The sequence below is a fragment of the Pontibacter virosus genome (assembly GCF_003096355.1).
GTDB classification, from domain to species: domain Bacteria; phylum Bacteroidota; class Bacteroidia; order Cytophagales; family Hymenobacteraceae; genus Pontibacter; species Pontibacter virosus.
Genome location: NZ_QEKI01000001.1, coordinates 82,300 through 101,552, shown reverse-complemented (window position 1 = coordinate 101,552; position 19,253 = coordinate 82,300). Strand labels below are relative to the sequence as shown.

At 49.6% G+C, this 19,253-nt stretch carries 13 protein-coding genes; 8 read left to right on the top strand and 5 right to left on the bottom strand.

Annotation, left to right across the window (positions count from 1 at the left end; all coding sequences use genetic code 11):
- Positions 1-4 precede the first annotated feature (4 nt).
- The 4 genes from C8E01_RS21815 to C8E01_RS00375 all read right to left on the bottom strand — a co-directional run bounded on the left by C8E01_RS21815 (position 5) and on the right by C8E01_RS00375 (position 8,158).
- A complete protein-coding gene (locus tag C8E01_RS21815; RefSeq protein ID WP_207774844.1) occupies positions 5-2,080 on the bottom strand; it encodes a phosphotransferase in 2,076 nt (691 codons plus the stop codon).
- A gap of 348 nt (positions 2,081-2,428) precedes the next feature.
- On the bottom strand, positions 2,429-3,472 hold the full coding sequence (locus C8E01_RS00385; protein ID WP_116541402.1) for a LacI family DNA-binding transcriptional regulator: 1,044 nt from the start codon (positions 3,470-3,472) through the stop codon (positions 2,429-2,431).
- A 224-nt stretch (positions 3,473-3,696) separates the two neighbouring features.
- The gene (locus C8E01_RS00380; protein ID WP_116541401.1) at positions 3,697-4,827 is read right to left on the bottom strand and encodes a formylglycine-generating enzyme family protein; all 1,131 of its coding nucleotides are present in this window, start codon (positions 4,825-4,827) and stop codon (positions 3,697-3,699) included.
- A 172-nt stretch (positions 4,828-4,999) separates the two neighbouring features.
- Complete coding sequence (locus C8E01_RS00375; RefSeq protein WP_116541400.1) at positions 5,000-8,158, bottom strand: glycoside hydrolase family 2 TIM barrel-domain containing protein; 3,159 nt, start codon at positions 8,156-8,158, stop codon at positions 5,000-5,002.
- Between the two features lie 328 nt (positions 8,159-8,486).
- On the opposite strand from C8E01_RS00375, the gene C8E01_RS00370 reads away from it, so the two are divergent.
- From C8E01_RS00370 to C8E01_RS22085, 7 genes are all read left to right on the top strand, one after another.
- Positions 8,487-9,884, top strand: coding sequence for an arylsulfatase (locus C8E01_RS00370; protein ID WP_207774843.1), 1,398 nt, complete (start codon positions 8,487-8,489; stop codon positions 9,882-9,884).
- A gap of 71 nt (positions 9,885-9,955) precedes the next feature.
- The gene (locus C8E01_RS00365) at positions 9,956-12,346 is read left to right on the top strand and encodes a glycoside hydrolase family 95 protein (RefSeq protein WP_116541398.1); all 2,391 of its coding nucleotides are present in this window, start codon (positions 9,956-9,958) and stop codon (positions 12,344-12,346) included.
- Positions 12,347-12,812: 466 nt separating this feature from the next.
- On the top strand, positions 12,813-14,120 hold the full coding sequence (locus tag C8E01_RS00360) for a site-specific integrase (protein ID WP_116541397.1): 1,308 nt from the start codon (positions 12,813-12,815) through the stop codon (positions 14,118-14,120).
- A gap of 818 nt (positions 14,121-14,938) precedes the next feature.
- On the top strand, positions 14,939-15,253 hold the full coding sequence (locus tag C8E01_RS00355) for a four-helix bundle copper-binding protein (RefSeq protein ID WP_229733913.1): 315 nt from the start codon (positions 14,939-14,941) through the stop codon (positions 15,251-15,253).
- 315 nt (positions 15,254-15,568) lie between these two features.
- On the top strand, positions 15,569-16,141 hold the full coding sequence (locus C8E01_RS00350) for a DUF305 domain-containing protein (RefSeq protein WP_366915786.1): 573 nt from the start codon (positions 15,569-15,571) through the stop codon (positions 16,139-16,141).
- Positions 16,142-16,327: 186 nt separating this feature from the next.
- On the top strand, positions 16,328-16,957 hold the full coding sequence (locus C8E01_RS00345; protein WP_116541394.1) for a DUF2911 domain-containing protein: 630 nt from the start codon (positions 16,328-16,330) through the stop codon (positions 16,955-16,957).
- A 428-nt stretch (positions 16,958-17,385) separates the two neighbouring features.
- The gene (locus C8E01_RS22085) at positions 17,386-17,580 is read left to right on the top strand and encodes a DUF305 domain-containing protein (protein ID WP_317046886.1); all 195 of its coding nucleotides are present in this window, start codon (positions 17,386-17,388) and stop codon (positions 17,578-17,580) included.
- A 149-nt stretch (positions 17,581-17,729) separates the two neighbouring features.
- Here C8E01_RS22085 and C8E01_RS00335 read toward each other — a convergent pair whose 3' ends face one another.
- Positions 17,730-18,758 carry a hypothetical protein gene (locus tag C8E01_RS00335; RefSeq protein WP_243409355.1) on the bottom strand — a complete coding sequence of 343 codons (1,029 nt, stop codon included), beginning with the start codon at positions 18,756-18,758 and terminating at the stop codon, positions 17,730-17,732.
- Between the two features lie 206 nt (positions 18,759-18,964).
- Between C8E01_RS00335 and C8E01_RS00330 the strand changes: the two genes are divergently transcribed.
- Positions 18,965-19,204, top strand: coding sequence for a copper chaperone (locus C8E01_RS00330; RefSeq protein ID WP_116541393.1), 240 nt, complete (start codon positions 18,965-18,967; stop codon positions 19,202-19,204).
- Positions 19,205-19,253 lie beyond the last annotated feature (49 nt).

Sequence of the window (19,253 nt, the reverse complement as noted above, 5' to 3'; positions counted from 1 at the left end):
AGTTTTATTTTGTTTGCTTTGTAGTAGCTTGATGGCAGGCTGCCGATATCTCTTCGATAATGCCCTGCAGCAACTCGAGCTTGTCTTCAAGCACTTCTACCAGCCGGAACTGGGCCTGTGCCCGCTGCAGGTTATGCTCCGGGAAATGAATCTTGTAGTAATGGTCGCCGTCTATGTAATCGGTCAGGAAGCGGAGTCCCATGATAAAGGGCAGCAGGGTAATCCCAAGTGACAGGGAACCGATCTCCTCATCTGTCAGCGAGGCGCAAGTCTCTTCCAGAAATCCCTGGGTGAAACCTCTGAACAAGTTCAGGTCAATATCTATTTTACTTAGGTCTTTCTCATCTTCGGCTGCGGTAGCGGCTGTGGTGCGAATGGCATCACCGTAGTCGTAGGCCACATATCCCGGCATCACAGTGTCCAGGTCAATCACGCATTGCGCCTTATCCTGGCTGTCGAGTAGCACGTTGTTGAACTTTGTGTCGTTGTGCGTGATCCGGAGCGGTAGTTTCCCTTCACGGCCCAAGCGGCAGATCGTGGACATAAGTTGAGCGCGTTGCATCACAAAGTCTATTTCAGGCTGCACGTGCTTCACCCTATCCTTCTGGTTGTGCTTTATCGCCTGTGTAAATTGCCTCAGGCGGTGTTCTACGTTATGGAAATCAGGTATAGACTCGTGCAGCAGCGAGGCATCCATGTCTGCCAGAAGCGCCTGAAATCTGCCAAAGGCTTTTCCGCCTTCATAGGCCTGTTGCGGGCTTTCTACCAGGTCGTAACTCCGTGTGCCTTGCAGCAGCAGGTATAGCCGCCAGAAGTTGCCCGCTTCGTCCTGGTAATAGCTGGCCTGGTGTCGCGTTGGCACTAAAGTCAGGACTTCCTTATCCGGTTCAGCTCCGGGTATATTTTCCAGCTTGGAGCGAAGGTGCGCCGTGACCTGCTCAATATTCTCCATCAGCAGGGGCACGTTTTTGAAAACCTGGTGGTTGATGCGCTGCAACAGGTAATCGGGGCAGTCCGCCTGCAGGTTCTTTATATAGTAAGTATCATGTATGTGGCCGGAACCATATGGTGTTCCCCCTGCGGTATGGCCCTGAATGGCAAAGTGCGAGACAATCTCCTGGATATCCTGCGCCTTGTGGGCAGTCGTTTCAATGTCTTCCGGACCAGTCAGGCTTTGTAAGTTTTTGGGGTAACTATTTCCCTTTATCAGGTCATCAATACGTTGTATGGCAGTTGCTTTGTCTTCTGGATATGTCACGCCAAACCATTTTTCTGGGGTCTGCATCACCTTCACGCTGGTCTCTCCGGCCGCTATCATTTCATTCACCACAGTTGGCAGATAAAACTCAGCCTTCAATTCGTGTTGATTTCTGGACAGAAACTCCTTCAGGTACTTCTCAAAGTAGGGAAATACGGTTGGTTTAAAGGCCATCAGGTTCATGGATACAACCTCCTTACCATCGAGGTGGGTGTGCTGCACCTCTTCATCCTGTACCAGAATGTCACCGCTGTCGGTACGCACAATTTTGGTAAGTTCTGTTAACGAAAGGAGGGTTTGTGCCTCGTCGAATGCGCAGATACCGCGGGATACACTGCCGTGCTCAGAGAGGGTATTGGCCAGTTCGAAGCCTACCAGGCCGGATTCACTGTCATCGGAGCTGGACTTTAAAAAATCAGCTGCCAGTTTGAAGGATGCATACCCGTAAAAGTCGTCGGCATTGATAACCGCAAAAGGCTCGTTTATTTTGGCTGAGGCCACCCATACCGCATGCCCTGTTCCCCAGGGCTTTGTTCTTCCTGCCGGTACTTTATACCCTGCAGGAAGCATATCCAGTTCCTGCGCTACATAGTCAACTTCCACAGAGTCAGGCAGCCGGCCCTGCATGGCCGCTGTAAAGTCCGCCAGGATCTCCTCCCGCACCACGAAAACAACTTTGCCAAAACCAGCTTTTACCGCGTCGTGGACAGAGTACTCAATAATTGTTTCGCCATTAGGGCCAAAGCCATCCAGCTGTTTCAGGCTGCCATAGCGTGTGGCCATGCCTGCTGCCAGGACCAAAAGGGTCGGGTTTTTATGCATACTTTAAATATTGATACTGATGGCGTCTTATATCAAAAATGGTCACAATTGCTGTGGAGCTTCTGCCACAGGTAGCTTTACATGTTTTTCGATGGTTAAACACGTATGTGTCCCTGTAAAACAATGTTAAGTGAAGCAGAAAGCAGGCAATGGTTGTTAAAAATAGAGACATGAAAATTATGAAACAAGAAAACAGCGTATTAATGTTTACGAACACGCAAGCTTTTATGAGACTATGCTCCAGGTTTGTGCGTTGCTTGAAGCGACGGAATCATACACCATCAGAGGGGGTATGCGTCCAGCTGAGCCCAACATGTATAGGGGTAGGGGCAGCCAAACCGGCCTCACTTAATGGCTGTTGCTACAGCTCGGGTGATTTTCTATCAGCTGCGAATCTACTGTGACTTTATAATATGCCTGTTTGTCCTGGCCTTTCAGGTCTCTTGAATTTAAAATGTCCAGGAGTATCTCAGTGGCTTTCTGTCCCTGCTCGTAAGGAAACTGCTCGACAGAAGCCAGCGGCATGTGGTTCATGTATTCCAGCATGGGAAGATTGGCATAGCTTACAAACTCTAGCTCTTCTTCGGCACTACTTCTAAGGCGCCTGGCGTGTTTTAAAGTATAGAGCCATACGTAGTCGTTGAAGGTGACGATGGCCGTTACCTTACGCTTGTTGGCCAATAGCTTCTCCAGTGCCGCCTGAGAGCCTGCCTCTGTTAAATCGCAGTTAACGACCAGAGTAGGGTCAAACTTCAGTCTGTTTTTCAGTATGGCTTTGATGTAACCTTCCCTCCTCTCAGTGCTGGCATAGAGCGTTTCAGGGCCATTGATCATGCCAATGGCCCGATGCCCCCTTTTGAGAAGATAGGTGACAGCGTCCACGGTTCCGGTGGTCATGGTACAGGAAACGGAGTGGATGTCGGTCAAGTGTGGAATGCGGTCAAAGAACACAACAGGTATATTATATTGGCTGAGACTGCTGAAATGCTCAAAGGACGAGGTAGTTTTGGCCACGGAGACCAGCAGGCCGTCAACCCGGTGATGCTTCATTTTTTCTACCAGCTGCCTTTCTTTTTGCTCATCATCATGCGATTGTGCCAAAAGTACCGTGTAATTCCTTTTGTAGGCGGTGTCCTCAATGGCACTGATGGCTGAGGAGAAGAAAGCTTCTGAAAGTTCAGGAAGTATAACCCCTATGGTGTAGGTTTTGCCCTGCTGAAAGAAGACAGCGGTTTGGTTTCGCTCGTAGTTTAATTCCTTTGCCAGCTGTTTAACGCGTTGGCTAGTAGCTATACCTATACTAGGATGGCCATGCAGCGCCCTGGAAACAGTGGATGGGGATATGTTTAAGATCTTTGCAATTTCCTTGATGGTGATCGGCTTTCCTGTCATATGGCAGCAGCATTGATGTCTTATAGAAAGACAGATAATGTACAGATATTTAAAAGATTACAAACCGTGCAGGGGTTTATGATACCAAAAATAGAAAAAAAGATGAATTTTCTTGTGTGTTCGAACACATTTAGTATATTTGAAGTAAGTAAGCGCGTTGTAAATAGATTATAGTAGATTGATTTAGGTAAGTAATTGCCTCTGCATTTGCAGAGGCAATTTTTTTATTCATTTTTCAAGCACCTGAATCCCACGTGCTCCATGCCGCTATCTTCGGTGCTTTTCATTTTGCTCGATACCCTGAAACCAGAGCAGTAACTGTCATTGCAGAGGAATGAACCGCCCCTGATCACCCTTTTCTTTGCAAGAGGCTCATCCGGATCGTGGCTTACTGTTGGTCCGGCAGGATTCCTGATACCCCCAGCAGCATGGCTCATGCTATAGTAGCGGTTGTGGTAGAAGTCGGAGCACCATTCCCACACATTGCCAGCCATATCATACAAGCCGTAGCCATTCGGAGCAAAAGACCTGACCGGGGCGGTACGGTAAAAGCCGTCCTGTTCGGTGTTTCGTGTCGGGAAACTTCCCTGCCAGGTGTTGGCTTTGCTGGAGTTGATGGGTTCATTGCCCCAAGGATAGGTTTTGTCTTCCAGCCCGCCTCGTGCGGCCCATTCCCACTCCGCTTCCGTAGGCAGCCTTTTGCCTGCCCACGTACAATACGCTTGTGCATCGTACCAGGAAATATGCACCACCGGGTGATCCTCTTTCCCCGCTATGCTGCTGCCAGGGCCTTGAGGCTGTCGCCAGTTAGCGCCTTCTTTCCAGGTCCACCAACTGGTAAAGTCCTGTATATTGACCCGGCCTGCGGGAGGCTGAAATACCAGTGAGGCAGGTACAAGTACACTCTCGTCCGGTTTTGGGGTGCCAGGTGGCAATTGTTTTTTTAGCTCCGCCCAGTCAGGCTTTTTCTCAGCGGTGGTCACATAGCCGGTAGCCTCTACAAATCTGGCAAATTCGGCGTTCGTTACCTCTGTCGCGTCCATCCAAAAGCCATCTACAGTTACCTTGTGTTTCGGCAGCTCGTCCGGCCGGGCTTGCTGATCGCTCGCCCCCATCATAAAGGTTCCGCCCTCTATCCAAACCATGCCCTCGTGTTGCAGGTTTTCCGATGGCTGCACTGTAGCCTGTGTATCGGTGGCGGCAAACCGGGAAGGAATAGCTGATGTGCAGCAGGAAGCCAGTTCTTCGCTTTGCCTTGCAGTGTTCTTGGCGTCTGAGGAAATGTCGTCGTTCTTCTGGGTGCAGCAGGATAGCGCTGCTATAACGGTAAGTATTGGTAAAGAGAGGTACTTCATACGGGAATTTTTTGCTGGACGCTGATAAGTCGAACTTACAACTTTATTGCGTGCAATCCATGCGCAAACGTTTGAATCTGGTTGCTGTATTGGCAAAAGGTGGTCTCCAAACAACAAGAGCCGAAGCATGGTCCCATGCTTCGGCTCTTGTTGTTTGGAGGCAATTCAGAGCTTATCTGAGCGGCCTGATCCAGTAACTGTACTGCTGCTCTTTGTAAGGTATACGGTACTGCTCCAGTGGCTGACTGCCCCAGCTGTCCATACCTTGCATGCCGGTTTGCTGCAGGTCTACGTGCAGGTAAATACGGTCGCGCTCTTCGAGCTCGCCAGAATGGTACTGCTTTTTGTCCTGCTCCGGATCCAGGTCGTCCAGGCTGTAAGGCAGGGCAGCGAAGCTTAGCAGGCTGTCGGCAAACTCAAAGCGCAGGCCCTTGCCTTTTCTGTTGGTCAGGTTTACCCAGCGCACATCCGACTTGTTGCCGCTTTCCTGCGGACGGGCGTACGGGAAGTACTGCTCATCCAGCTTCTGCTTGTAAAGGCCTATAAAAGAAGCAGTCTTGCGGTCCCAGTAGTTTTCCCAGGGACCACGGCCATAATACGCGATGTTGTCCAGCGACTTGCTTAGTTGCAGGTCATTGCCCACGCGCAACAGTATCTTGTGGTCACCTTTGATCGGCTTGATGCTGTTGTCTACCTTCAATGTGCCGTCGTTGTATACCGTGAACACCTGCGAGGTGGCAGCGTCGCCGTTCACCAGCTCCTTCTCAAACCTCACCTCGTAGCCGTTGGCTGTCTGGCTATGCCTGGCATTGGTCAGTTTGCCAGAGTCGTAAGCCTCGCGCCACATGCGTTTCGACTTGTTGTAGCCTGCCCCGATGTCGTTGTCGGTTGGGGCACGCCAGAAGCTCGGTTTAGGGCCCTGCTGCAGCATCATTTCACCTTTCAGGGTATAGCCGCTCAGGATGCCGTTCTTCTTGTCAAAGCTCACGGTAAAGTCCTTGCCGGTCAGCACCAGTTTGTCTCCGTTATCACTTACTTTCAGGGAGCCTTTTCCGCCGGCGGCCACGGTGGTTGGCTGTATTGCCGGACTCAGTGCAAACTGCTCGTTGGCGATCTCGTAGCCTTTTGCCAGGAAAGGCTCTGCCTCCTTCAGGGTATAGCGCACGTTCAGGAAATACTCGTTGCCCGCTTTTTGTTGCTTTTTGATCGGTAAGGTCACTGCTATACTTTGCTGTGGCGCCACGTTCAGATCTTTTATAATTCCTTTCTCTACCACTTTGCCGTTTTCCAGTACTTCCCAGTTCAGCTGGTAGTTGGCCAGGTCGCGGAAGAAGTAGCCATTGCGCACCTCCAGGTTGTTGTTGCCGCTATACCTGCTCTTGATGTGCTGGTATACCTTCTTTACCTCAATGGCCATAGGTGTCAGACCGCGGTACGCTGTTACCACTCCCTTGATGTTGAAGTTGTTGTCGCTGATGTTGTGGTCAACAGGTCCTTCCAGTGGGAAGTCGCCTCCGTATGCCATGATGCGCTTGCCGTTTTTCACCGTGTCGATGGCCTGGTCGATCCATTCCCAGATGAAGCCGCCCTGCAGGTATGGCTGCGTCTCGATCACATCCCAGTACTCCTGGAAGTTGCCCAGGCTGTTACCCATGATGTGGGCGTACTCGCTCATAATCAGAGGACGGTCCGGGTTGCCCGCTGCATATTTTTTCAGCCAGTTAGGGTGCGGGTACTGCGGTACGATGATGTCGGTGTTGTAGTCCCATTCGGCCCGCTCATACTGCACCGGGCGGAAGTCCTGGGTTTTCATCCAGTCGTACGCTTCGTAGAAGTTAGTGCCGTTACCAGCCTCGTTGCCCAGCGACCAAGTCACGACCGATGTATAGTTTTTGCTGCGCTCATACATGCGCTGGATGCGGTCGAAGTGTGGGTTGCGCCATACTTTGTCGTTGCCGAAGGTATAGGCCAGGTCGTAGCCCCGGCCATGCGACTCAATGTTGGCCTCCTCCACCACATACAGGCCATACTCGTCGCAAAGCTCCAGCCAGTAGGGGTCAGGCGGGTAGTGGGAGTGGCGCACGGCGTTCACGTTCAGCTTCTTCATCATCTCCATATCCTTGCGCATGTCTTCCTTGCTCAGCACGTGGCCCTTGGTGGCGTTGTGCTCATGGCGGTTCACTCCTTTCAGAAACACCCGCTTGCCGTTCACCAGGAAATTCTTGTCGTTTATCTCTACCGAGCGGAAGCCGACACGTTGCGGCACCACTTCCAGCGTCTTGCCGTCTTTGTCTTTCAGGGCGATGTACAGGGTATAGAGGTAGGGTATCTCAGCCGACCAGGTTCTCACGTTCGGGACGGACTTCTGGAACTTCACCTCCTTTTTGTAATTGCCCAGCACACGTTGCACGTCCTGCGTCTTGTCGGTGAAAACGGTTTTGCCGGCGGCATCTACCAGTTCAATCTCGATGGCGAATGTGTCGGGCCTGCTGTGCAGTGTTTTCTGGTCGATCTTGTAGCTGCTGATCTCAGCAGTCAGGTCAAACACACCGTTGGTGTAACTCTCGTCCAGCGTGGCCATTACCTTAAAGTCACGGATGTCGAGCTTGGGCGTGGAGTAGAGGTATACATCCCGCTCAATGCCCGAGATACGCCACATGTCCTGTGCCTCCAGGTAGCTGCCAGTGCTCCAGCGGTATACCTGCAGCGCCACCAGGTTCTCGCCCGGTTTCACGTAAGGTGTTATATCAAATTCTGCGGCCAGTTTGCTGTCCTCGTTGTAGCCAACTTTCTCCCCGTTCACCCATATATAGAAGGCAGACTTTACCGCGCCCAGGTGGATGAACACCTGACGCCCGTCCCAGCTCTCAGGCAGGGTGAATTTTTTGCGGTAAGAACCCACCGGGTTGTTGTCCTCCGGAATGTCGTGTGGCGGGTTGAGTTTGGCGCCTTTCTTGGCGTGACCGGTAAACTCGTAGGGGTGGTTTACATAGATCGGCAGTCCGTAGCCGTTCACTTCCCAGTTGGCCGGCACCTTAAAGTTGTCCCAACCTGTGTCGTTAAAGTCAGTTTTGTAGAAGTCTGTCGGGCGCTTTCTCGGGTCCTGCACCCAGTTGAACTTCCAGGTGCCGTTCAGCGAGAGAAAGTACTGCGACTTCTCTTTTTGCTGCTGCTCGGCCAGGGCCCTGTTTTCGTAGGCGAACGACACTGCCCGCATGGGCATGCGATTGAGTTCCACTACCTGGGGTGTGAGCAGCTCGCTGGGAAGTTGCTGGGCCTGAGCCGAAAAAACAAGAAGCAGGGTGTAAATGAGGGCGATGGTTTTATGCATGGTGTTCAGGGTGCGTAGAGCACTTTCTTAAAATAATGCGAAGGAAATTGTCGTGTTTAAAATTAGAAAACAGGTAGCTGTAGCGATCATTTTTCCTGTCTGGCAGATGAAAGTATAAAAAAACGGGATGGTTTCTAAAGAATAATTTAGTGCAAACGTTTGTGTTGCTTTCTGATTTTATTCTCTTTCCCAGTCTTCCTATATTTCAGTATCATTGGGCGAGCCTCCCAACCTGCTCAAAGATTTTACCCGTAGCTACTGCGCTCAACATGCTGTAGCTTTTCTTCAACCTCTGTCTCCTTATCCCATGAAACTGAAACGGAATACCATGCTTCTTCTACTGTTCCTCACCTTCTCCTGTAAGGCGACAGATGGGGAGCAGAAAGGGAATGCAGTCGCTGCTAAACCGAACATTGTCTTTATCCTGGCCGATGACCTGGGCTACGGGGACATTGCGCCATACGGGCAGACCAAAATCCAGACGCCCCACCTTACTGCAATGGCAGGGCAGGGGAGGCGCTATACGCAGTTCTACGCAGGTTCCACAGTTTGCGCTCCTTCCAGAGCTGCCCTGATGACCGGTCAGCACACGGGCCATACCTACATCAGGGGCAATGGCGAAGTACCGATGCGCGCCACTGATACCTCGCTGGCGAAGCTCTTGCAGCAGAACGGCTATACCACCGGTATGGTGGGCAAATGGGGGCTGGGGCTGCAAGGCACCACCGGTATTCCTGAAAGACAGGGGTGGGACTTCTTTACCGGGCACCTGCACCATCTGGAAGGGCACAGGCAACAGGGTGACTCTTTGTGGCGGCTGGCCAACGGCGAAAGCACCAGAATGCCGGTGCCGCAAGGCAGTTTCTTGAACGACATCTTTACACAGGAAGCCTTGTCTTTTATTCAGAATCAAAGGCAGAATCCGTTCTTCCTCTACGTGTCCTATACCCTGCCGCACGCTGATCTGAAAGTGCAGGACAAGTACATGCAGCCATACCTTACCGAGGAGGGCGAAAGCATTTTTGCCCCTGAGACTGCACAGCCAGATGGCAGCTGGTACCGTCCGCAGCCCTACCCGAAAGCAGCCTACGCAGGCATGGTAACAGCGATAGACGACTATGTGGGGCAGATTATGCGAAAACTGGAGGAGCAGGGGCTGGCTGAAAACACCCTTGTGATCTTTGCCAGCGACAATGGCACGCACCTAGAGGGCGGCAGAAAACTTGCCGATGCCCTGGAGGTGCACCAGAGCAGTGGAACATTGCGCGGGGTGAAACGAGACCTCTATGAGGGTGGCATTCGGGTGCCGTTCATCGCCTATTGGAAAGGGCAGATAAAGCCTGGCACAACAAGCAACCATATCGGTGCCTTCTGGGACATCCTGCCCACCTTTGCAGTTTTGGCCGAAGCTGACACACCTGCAGGTATAGACGGGCTGTCCTTCAGACCCGACCTGCTCAGCCAGGATGGGCAGGAGCAGCATGAGGCCCTGTACTGGGAGTTCGGCGAAGGAGGGTTCAAACAGGCGGTCAGAAAAGGGGATTGGAAGGCCATCCGGTTTTACAGGAAAGGGAAGCCTGAACGCACAGAGCTTTACCGGCTTGACAAAGACCCCGGTGAGAAAAATGATCTGGTTGCCGAGGATCCCGCGAAAGTGGAGGAGCTGGAGCAGTTGATGGACCGGATGCGCAGCCCGTCTGAACACCCCTTATTCCGTATCCAATAATGATTTTGCGAGAGAGAGCATAGCGCCAGGCTTTCCTATACCTGATTCCCATCTATAACCACCGCACTGATATGTTATGCCCGATCCCGATTCTGAAGAAGTATCCTCTCCTGGTATTTTTTCTCCTGGTACAGCTGCTGCCCGCAAAAGCACAGGACCAGGCGCTGGCCCTGTGGTATGACAAGCCGGCAACTGACTGGATGCGGGAGGCGCTGCCGATCGGCAACGGCTACATGGGCGTGATGTTTTTCGGTGGTGTGGGGGAGGAGCAGCTGCAGTTCTCGGAGGGTTCGCTGTGGTCAGGCGGTCCGCATTCAACTCCGGCCTATACCTACGGAAACAAAGCAGGCGCCTGGCAGTACCTGCCCCAAATCAGGCAGTTGATTAGCGAAGGGAAGCTCAGGGAGGCTGACAGGCTGGTGCAGCGTCACCTGACGGGCAAAGCGCCTGCAAAACTGGAAAACAGTACCGATTGGGGTGACTACGGTGCGCAGCAAACCATGGGTGACCTGTATGTCGCGCTTGGGCACGGAGAAGTAACCCCGCAAAACTACCGCCGCGAATTAAACTTAAACAATGGCACCGGGAGCGTAAGCTATCAGATTGGTAGCACAAAATATAAGCGTCTCTACTTTGGCAATTACCCCAAAGGGGTTATGGTCTATAGCTTTAGCTCGAGCCGTCCCGAAAATTATACCATTGTCTACAAAACGCCTCACGCAAAAGATTACGAGCGCTTTGAAAACGGGGTGTATTCGTTTGGAGGGCATGTCAGCGACAATGGGCAGGAGTTTGAAATGGCCTACCGCATCAGCACTGATGGCCAACTCAGGTATAGCGGGGGAACCATGCAGGTCAGCGGTGCCACGTATGTGCAGCTGGTGCATACTGCCGCCACCGATTATCTTTGGGATTACCCCACATACAGGGGCAATGATTACAAAGCGATTGTCGCCCAGCGCCTTGAAGCGGTTAAACCCCTGAACTTGAACAAGCTTCTGAAAGAACATACCCGGGACTATACTGCACTATTCAACCGCGTAACACTAAAGCTGTCTGGGAACAGCTTACACAACCTGCCAACCAACATGCGGCAGCATAATTACTTCTCGGGCGCAGAGGACCAGGGGCTGGAGGTGCTTTACTTCCAATATGGCCGCTACCTGATGATCTCGGCTTCGCGGCCCGGCACTTTGCCCATGCACCTGCAGGGCAAATGGAACAATAGCACTAGCCCACCCTGGGCCGCAGACTACCACACCAACATCAACCTGCAAATGCTTTACTGGCCTGCAGAGGTAACAAATCTGTCCGAGTGCCATACGCCCTTATTGGATTATACTTCCGCTTTGGTAGCACCCGGCAGACAGAGCGCAAAGGAGTTTTTCAACGCCCGTGGCTGGATAGTGAATACCATGAACAATGCCTACGGCTATACAGCGCCCGGCTGGGAGGTGCCCTGGGGCTTCTTTCCGGGGGGAGCAGCGTGGCTGGCACAACACCTCTGGGAGCATTATGCCTTTTCGCAAGATAAGAGCTACCTCTCGCTACAGGCTTACCCTGTCATGAGAGAGGCCGCCCTGTTCTGGATGGACTATCTTACACCCGACAGCAGCGGCTTTCTGGTGTCCTCTCCCTCGTACTCACCAGAGCATGGTGGCATATCGGGAGGCAGCTCCATGGACCACCAGCTTGCCTGGGACGTGCTAAACAATTGTATTAAGGCCGCCGAAGTATTGGGGATTGACGAAGCTTTTGCGTCAGAAGCCCGGCAGGTTCGTGATAAGATCATGCCGCCGCAAATTGGGCGCTGGGGACAGCTGCAAGAGTGGAAAGAAGACGTGGATGACCCTGAGAGCAGGCACCGACACGTTTCTCACCTGTTTGCCCTGCATCCGGGCAGTCAAATTTCTCCTCACGAAACACCCGAACTGGCCAGAGCGGCGCAGGTGAGTCTTGAGGCTCGTGGCGATGAGGGCACCGGCTGGTCACTGGCCTGGAAAATTAATTTCTGGTCACGTTTGCGGGACGGGGACCGGGCGCACAAACTTTACAGGATGGTGCTAAAGCCAGCTGGAGGAAAATCGAATGCAGAGTCCTTCACCAATGGCTCCGGCTCTTATGCCAATCTGCTGGACGCGCACCCGCCCTTTCAGTTGGATGGCAACATGGGAGCTACCGCAGGAGTGGCCGAGATGCTGCTGCAGTCACATGCCGGCTTTCTGGAGCTGTTGCCTGCTTTGCCATCGGTGTGGTTGACGGGAGAGGTAAAGGGGTTGCGTGCCAGAGGAGGCTACACGGTAGACGTGATATGGAAAGAGGGAAGGCTGAAGAGGGCTATCATCAAAGCAGATAGCACAGGGGAATGCATTATCTCCTACAACGGAGAAATACGGACAATCCCCGTTGTGGCCGGCCAAACAGTTACTGTTAACATAAGCAAGTTCGCGAACAAGGAATGACAAACTCCTCATACCAACATCATTGATTTGACAATTCTTAAACAGATATTAATACAAAGCGACTTGGCTATTAATACTGCAAAGCAAAAACCACTCTATTGTTTTACAGCCAGGTTGAACTTCGAAAAGACATTAAGGTGAGTATCAGGCCAGACTAAAGACACGCAAAGGCGGTATTTCCTTGAATGAAGAAGCGGCTAAAAAATGCAAATTGTATGCAAACAAAAAAGCCACTTTACGATTTTACTCGTAAGTGGCTTTTTTTAAGTGGTCGCGAAGGGAGTCGAACCCCTAACCTTCTGATTCGTAGTCATGACGATAGCCTTTATTGCTAGTATTATATATTAGTAAAAACCGTCTTTTTAGCCAAATTAAGCAATTTTTGTTTCTCCTTGTTTAGTAATATTACTTGACTTTTTGACGGTTTGTGTGCAAATTGTGTGTACAGGAAATAATTTGCACACACATGATACCCGTACTTACTTCCGTCATGCTGGATACCAGAAGGGCTCTGAAAGATGGCTCATTCCCGGTAAGGTTGAGGCTCACCTTCCAAAGACAGCGCAAATACTATAATACGAGCTACTCTTTGAGCGAGGCAGAATTCTTTAAGGTTCAAGCGGAAAAGCCGAAAGGAAAGTACAAAGAGCTTCAGATAGCTTTTCAGGCAATAGAGCAGAAGGCTATAGGCATCATCCGTAACCTTGAAACCTTCACTTTTGAGCAGTTCGAGAAGAAGTACCTGAACACTGCAGTTAAGAACGATGTCTTTACAGCATTTGAGCAGCAAGTCACAAGACTGGTTGAGGAAGGCAGGGTAGGCACGGCCAGCAGCTACGAGAGCGCCAGCCTCTCCTTGCTATCCTTTATTCAGAAAGAACCCCTTACCAGAAATAAGGGCTTATCTAGAGCTAAAGCAACCGAGAAGAGGGAAAACCTGCTGAAGAAACGCAAGCCTCTGGCTTATGCCGCTATAACTGTTGATTTCCTGATGGGGTACGAGAAATGGATGCTTCAGCACGGCCACTCGATCACCACCATAGGCATCTACCTGCGGGCGCTTCGCGCCATCTACAACAACGCCATCGCGGCAGGGGAGGTGAACGCCGACCTCTACCCGTTCGGCAAGAGAAAGTACCAGATACCCTCCGGCCGGAATGTGAAGAAAGCCCTGACGCTGGCAGACATTGAAAAGATATTCTCCTATAAGCCTGCCACCGAGAACGAAGGGCGTGCGCGGGACCTGTGGATCTTCTCCTACCTGTGCAACGGGATAAACGTGAAGGACATCGCCCGTCTGAAGTACAAGCAGCTTGACCAGGAGAGGATCACCTTTGTCAGGGCCAAGACGGAGCGGACCAGCCGCCAGAATATCAAGGTCATTACGGCCATGCGGACGCAGGAAATTGATGAGATCATCGAGAGATGGGGTAATAAACCCGCTTACAGTGAAGATTATGTGTTCCCCTTGCTTGAACCAGGGTTGTCTGCGGAAAGAGAACGGGCAAAGATTCAGCATGCCACCAAGACTATAAACAAGTACATCAAGCGTGTTGCCTCCGCGGTTGGCATTGAAAAGAATATAAGCACGTACACGGCCCGGCATTCCTTCTCTACAGTCCTCAAGCGAGCAGGGGCACCGATAGAGCTTATATCTGAATCCCTTGGGCACTCTAACCTGAAGACGACCGAAAGCTACTTGGATAGCTTTGAAAACGACGTGAAGAAGCAGTACGCTGCACGGTTAACAGCATTTAATATGATTAGCGAGTGAGGTTTAATTAATAGTTAATACGATTCTGCTGTGGAAATAAACAAGGGACCATAATACACTATGCGCCTATAATAATAGATAGCGATGAATATTGGAGGGAAGGTTGTCATGTATTTGACTGGCCTTGACAATAAGCTGACTACTATTGTAGAGTACAGGGCAAAGGCGGTTCAAATACTCTAAATTTAGGTACATTAAGTCTCATAATGAGTAGGAGTCTAGTTCAATTTCAGGTAATCTAGCTTTAGGATCAGCTTCTTTTGAGTAAGGTCGTCAGGTGACTTTTTTTATTTCCTTACATTTTTATGTAAGGAAGAGATCATCTTCATGGTAGCAGCCCAATTTACATACAGCGTAATTGAGATTGGCCTTTAATCCTCTATTATCGTCACGAGGTGTTTATGCCTTTAACTTGTAGTGTAGGTCCATAGTCCTGGAAAATTTTCTATGATTGTCGCGACAACTGAATATACCGGAGAGGCATGTGAGGTATATACCCATATTGGCAAGGCCAATATTTTGCGCATTCTAACTTAAGAGCCCCGCATTAAAAGTTTTTGTGAAGCAGTTCCAGTAATGGAGTAGAAGCCTTGAGCATTAGACTCTTCCTAACAATGGCGCCCTGCAGCCCAAGCATTAGTATATTCCTGCAAATATACCCTATAAATATAATTATTAAAACACTGTATTGCTCAGGCAACCAACAAGGGGTATTCATAATTATATAAAAATCAGCTGGGAATGTATAAAACTATCACGGTAAGGGATGGGTATAACTAAGGACTTATAACCAAACAAAACAAACTATGAACATAACGATGAATAGAGAACTAGTTTCAGTGTTGGCAGAATGTGCCGCAGCCTGTAACTACTGTGCTGTCTCCTGTCTGCAGGAAGACGATGTGAAAATGATGGAGCGCTGTATCCGCCTCGATCTGGACTGTGCCGCTATCTGTAAAATGGCGCTGGATTATGTATCCCGTGATTCGACTATGAAGCGAGACGTGCTGGACCTGTGCGCCAGAGTGTGTCGCGAGTGCGGTGCGGAATGTGAAAAGCATTCGCACATGGAGCACTGCCGTATGTGCGCTGAGGCTTGCCGTCGTTGCGAGCAGGCTTGCCAGCAGGCGTAGTTGTTATTACAAGTTGGTCAAATGCAAGACCTAAGAAACACCCTGATTGTTCTATACCTGCTAGAGCGGTCAGGGTGTTTTTTGGCGTGGACGTGAATTACAGTGCACCGATAGAAGTCCCCATAAAATTAAGAGGCTTAGTAAGTGAATTTTGGTCACATTTTTTAACCACATAATCTATGAAAAAAATTTTATCAGTATCAGAAGCTTTGCTCTTATGCTAATTGCCGTCTTTGTGTTCAGCAGCTGCGAAAATGACCAAGATGTTGTTAGCCCGTTAAGTACCAGCGCAGAGAAAGCGACGAAAGGTCCTTACTGGGGGGCGACAAAGCATTTGACAAGGAAATGCAGCAGATCATCAACTCCATGATGAAGATGATGAACCAGATGGAGATGACCTGCGACCCCGACATTGATTTTGCCAACATGATGATCATGCACCACGAAATGGGTATTAAAATGGCCGACCTGGAACTCCAGTATGGGCATGAGCCCGAGGCACTGGAACTGGCCGAGAAAACGAAGATAGGCAACATGGAAAGTAAAGTACGTCTTGAAGCATTGCTGGCATCGCATCCAGGGGCGGAACCACTCTCGAAGGAGGAGTGCAAGATGTTTATGATGGAGATGCGAGAGGACATGATGGCTATGATGCACTGCATGCGTTCTGTAATGGACACACCTGATCCGGATGTTGATTTTGCCCAGCTGATGATCTGTCATCACGAAGGAGCCCTTGCCATGTCAAACACAGAATTGAAGTGGGGGGATGATGAAATGGCCTTGGAGGAGGCTGAAATGATCATTGAAGAGCAAGCGCAGGAAATAATGGAGCTAGCCGCATTCTTAAATGAGCACGGTATACCGACCAAGCACCATAACATGTAGTAAGTCAGCATGATCTGACTTAAGATTTACAAGCCCGGCTACTGGAAACGTCAGCCGGGCTCTTTAGTTAAATGCCGTTTCATCCGGAGTATAAAATTTGTAGTTTTAGCCTTCATTTACATCAAACAATAGGTATTGCTTACCTTGTCAAAGCCGGTTTAATACCCATACTACAACCCTTACACCATGAACCCCAAAATTACAAACAGCTTTTTTGCTCTTATATTTTGCGCCTCCCTGTCCTATTGCAATCAAACCGCTAAAGAACTGGAAGTACCAGCAGAAGAAACACAGCACGCCAATCATACCCCTAAAATGAGCGAAGGCGCTGTCATTATACAGGATCAACCGGAACCTGATACATTAAGAGGCAGTCTGAAAGCAGAAGCCCATGGTATGGTAGGCAATGCGCACCTGACCATCAATTACCATTCACCAGCCGTGCGCGGACGCAACATCTGGGGCGGCCTGGTAGCTTACGACCAGGTATGGGTGACAGGAGCGCACTCAGCCACCAGCCTGACAACGGATAAAGATATCACCATAGAAGAAAAGCTACTGCCAGCAGGCAAGTATGCCTTGTTCACCATTCCTGGAAAGGAGGAGTGGACTATCATCATCAACAAAAACTGGGAGCAGCACCTGACCGACGATTACACGGAGAAGGAAGACGTATTGCGCGTTACCGTAAAACCTGAAGCAGCAGCGCAGCCACAGGAGCGACTTCGTTACCAGATCGTGTCAGAGGCTGATAGCAAAGGAGCCATTAACATAAGCTGGGACAAGTTGAAAGTAACAGTACCCGTTGCTATTTAGGTGTAGCCAAGAAGCATATTTTTATTCATAAAGCCACTCCGACAGCTGTTGGAGTGGCTTTATGAATTTATAGATGAACCTGAGTATAGCCATATGGATATACCTGAACAAGAAGCAACGTTGCTTACTTGAAAAGACTTATAGGCAAACAATTATACTTTAACAGTTAAAAAAAATGGAAAAGGGAAATTATATGAAGTTTTTGTTGATGCTAGCCGTATCGTTTGTGATCATGTACGGGGTGATGTATTTGAATGCCGATAAGTTTGATCATGTGTACCTGAACCTGAACAGGCTGTACATGGCCCTATTGATGGTGGCGCCTATGGCGCTTGTTATGTTAGGGTTTATGTCGGGAATGTATACAAATAAGAAGCTGAAGTATCATTGTAGCTGTTGGTGTAGTAGCTTTTGCCGGCTCACTGTTCATGCTAAGGAAACAGGCCTTAGTGGATGATAAACAGTTTCTAAAATCCATGATTCCGCATCACTCTTCAGCCATTCTGGTAAGCCAGGAAGCAAACATAAAAGATCCCGAAGTGAAGAGGCTAACGGAGCAGATCATAGAATCTCAGGAAAAAGAAATAGCAGAAATGAAGGCAATCCTAACCAGAATGAGGTAAATCTTATACTGTATCCATGGCCGGATCTTATTCTTGGTGATGCATGTATAAAAACGAAGCCGCCTCTTTACCGAGGGGCGGCTTCGTTTGATAATAAGGTGGACTATTTTACAACCAAAGAATAGTTTAGACCTGTTAAGTTTTTACTGTTATATTTTCCTGAAATGGATCTTGTTTTCATCTTCCCAGACACAAAGCGTTTTTTTATCCGGCATTTCAGCAGTTTCAATATAGCTGCCTTTCCCTACCACAGTTTCCGTATCTGCATTCAGGAATTTTAGTTTTAGATCTGAACCATCTTTCCAGGCAATAACCGGATTTGTTTTTCCGCTGATGCGGCAGTTCCGGCCTCTGCCAATTTGCACTTCCTGTTGGCCAGGCTTTGCATAGAAGATATTCCCTTCCCGTTGCCAGGAAGTGTGAATCGTATTCTTACTATCCAGTACAATGCCCCCGCCGTCCATGGGACATCCTTCCAGTTCCCAGGTGCCATTCCCTAGTTTCTGTGGCTGAGAAAAGTGTTGTCCGTTGTCAGTTGATTTGGTCAGGTAAAAATCTCTGGAGCCATCTACCCAGTTTCTGAACATCAGGATTACCTGTTTGCCTTCCACATCTATACTTGGCTTACAGCATTCGCACACGGTGCTGTCTGGCGATACGTATACTATCTTGTTTTCTGACCATGCGGCGGCGTTTCCTGTAGTGGAGGCAAACACGATCTTGTTTTGTTTGGTGTTTCTTACATCCAGCCACACAGCATAGAAGGTGTCTTGTTCATCGGAGGCGATACTCATCAGGCCTTCTGGCACTGAGCCCGGTATGTCATTCACACCAGCTGCCTTTATCCACTTATTTGTATCATGGTCCAGACTGTAGGTATGGATATTACCCTGCTTATCTATGGCGGTTACCACCGAGTAATTCATGGAGCTGGCAATCTGAGGCCCCATGGACATGCCCAGGTACAAGCCCTTCAGCTGCCCCACCAGTAGAGGTTCTGAGAAGGTTTGTCCGTTATCTTTGGACGTGACGCAATAAATTCTGTCTTCCAAGCCATACACTACCCTGGTATTCCCTTTTGTATCTACTGCGATCTGTGGCTGACGACCTGCCAGGAGCAGGGTGTTTGTCGTTTCTTGTTCTGTTTTGCTACAGGAGGTATTTAAAATCAGAAACAAGACAAACGTTAGAAGCTGTAATGGTGCCCTCATTCTTTACAAGTTTAAGACAAAGTATACTGTAAGATAAGAGAATTTTTGGAAAGATTCCGCTTGAAGGCAGGTAAGCGAACATGCCTGATGAATACATACAGGCCGTAAAGCGTAGCCGTTGCACAACCTGGTGTAAACTGTCGCGTTCATTTTAAGCAAAAACACATGTTGCTATGGAAGTAATCAAGTTCAAAACCAATGTGGAGAATGAGGAAGCTATATCCAGGGTAGCGCCTTACCCGGACAAAGAAGAAAGTATCAGCAGGTGGAAGCTGGAAACTGGAAGCACAGAAAATATTTTAAGTGTCTCCGGTACAGATCTTGATCCCCAAAGGATTGAAAATGTGGAGCAGGAAGCAGGATTCAAAGCTGAAATCATCCGGGTTATAGGCATCGGTGGCAAGGACTTGTAAAGCCGATAGCAGAAACTGTTAGGAGTGCTTACCATTTAAAACCAGGCAT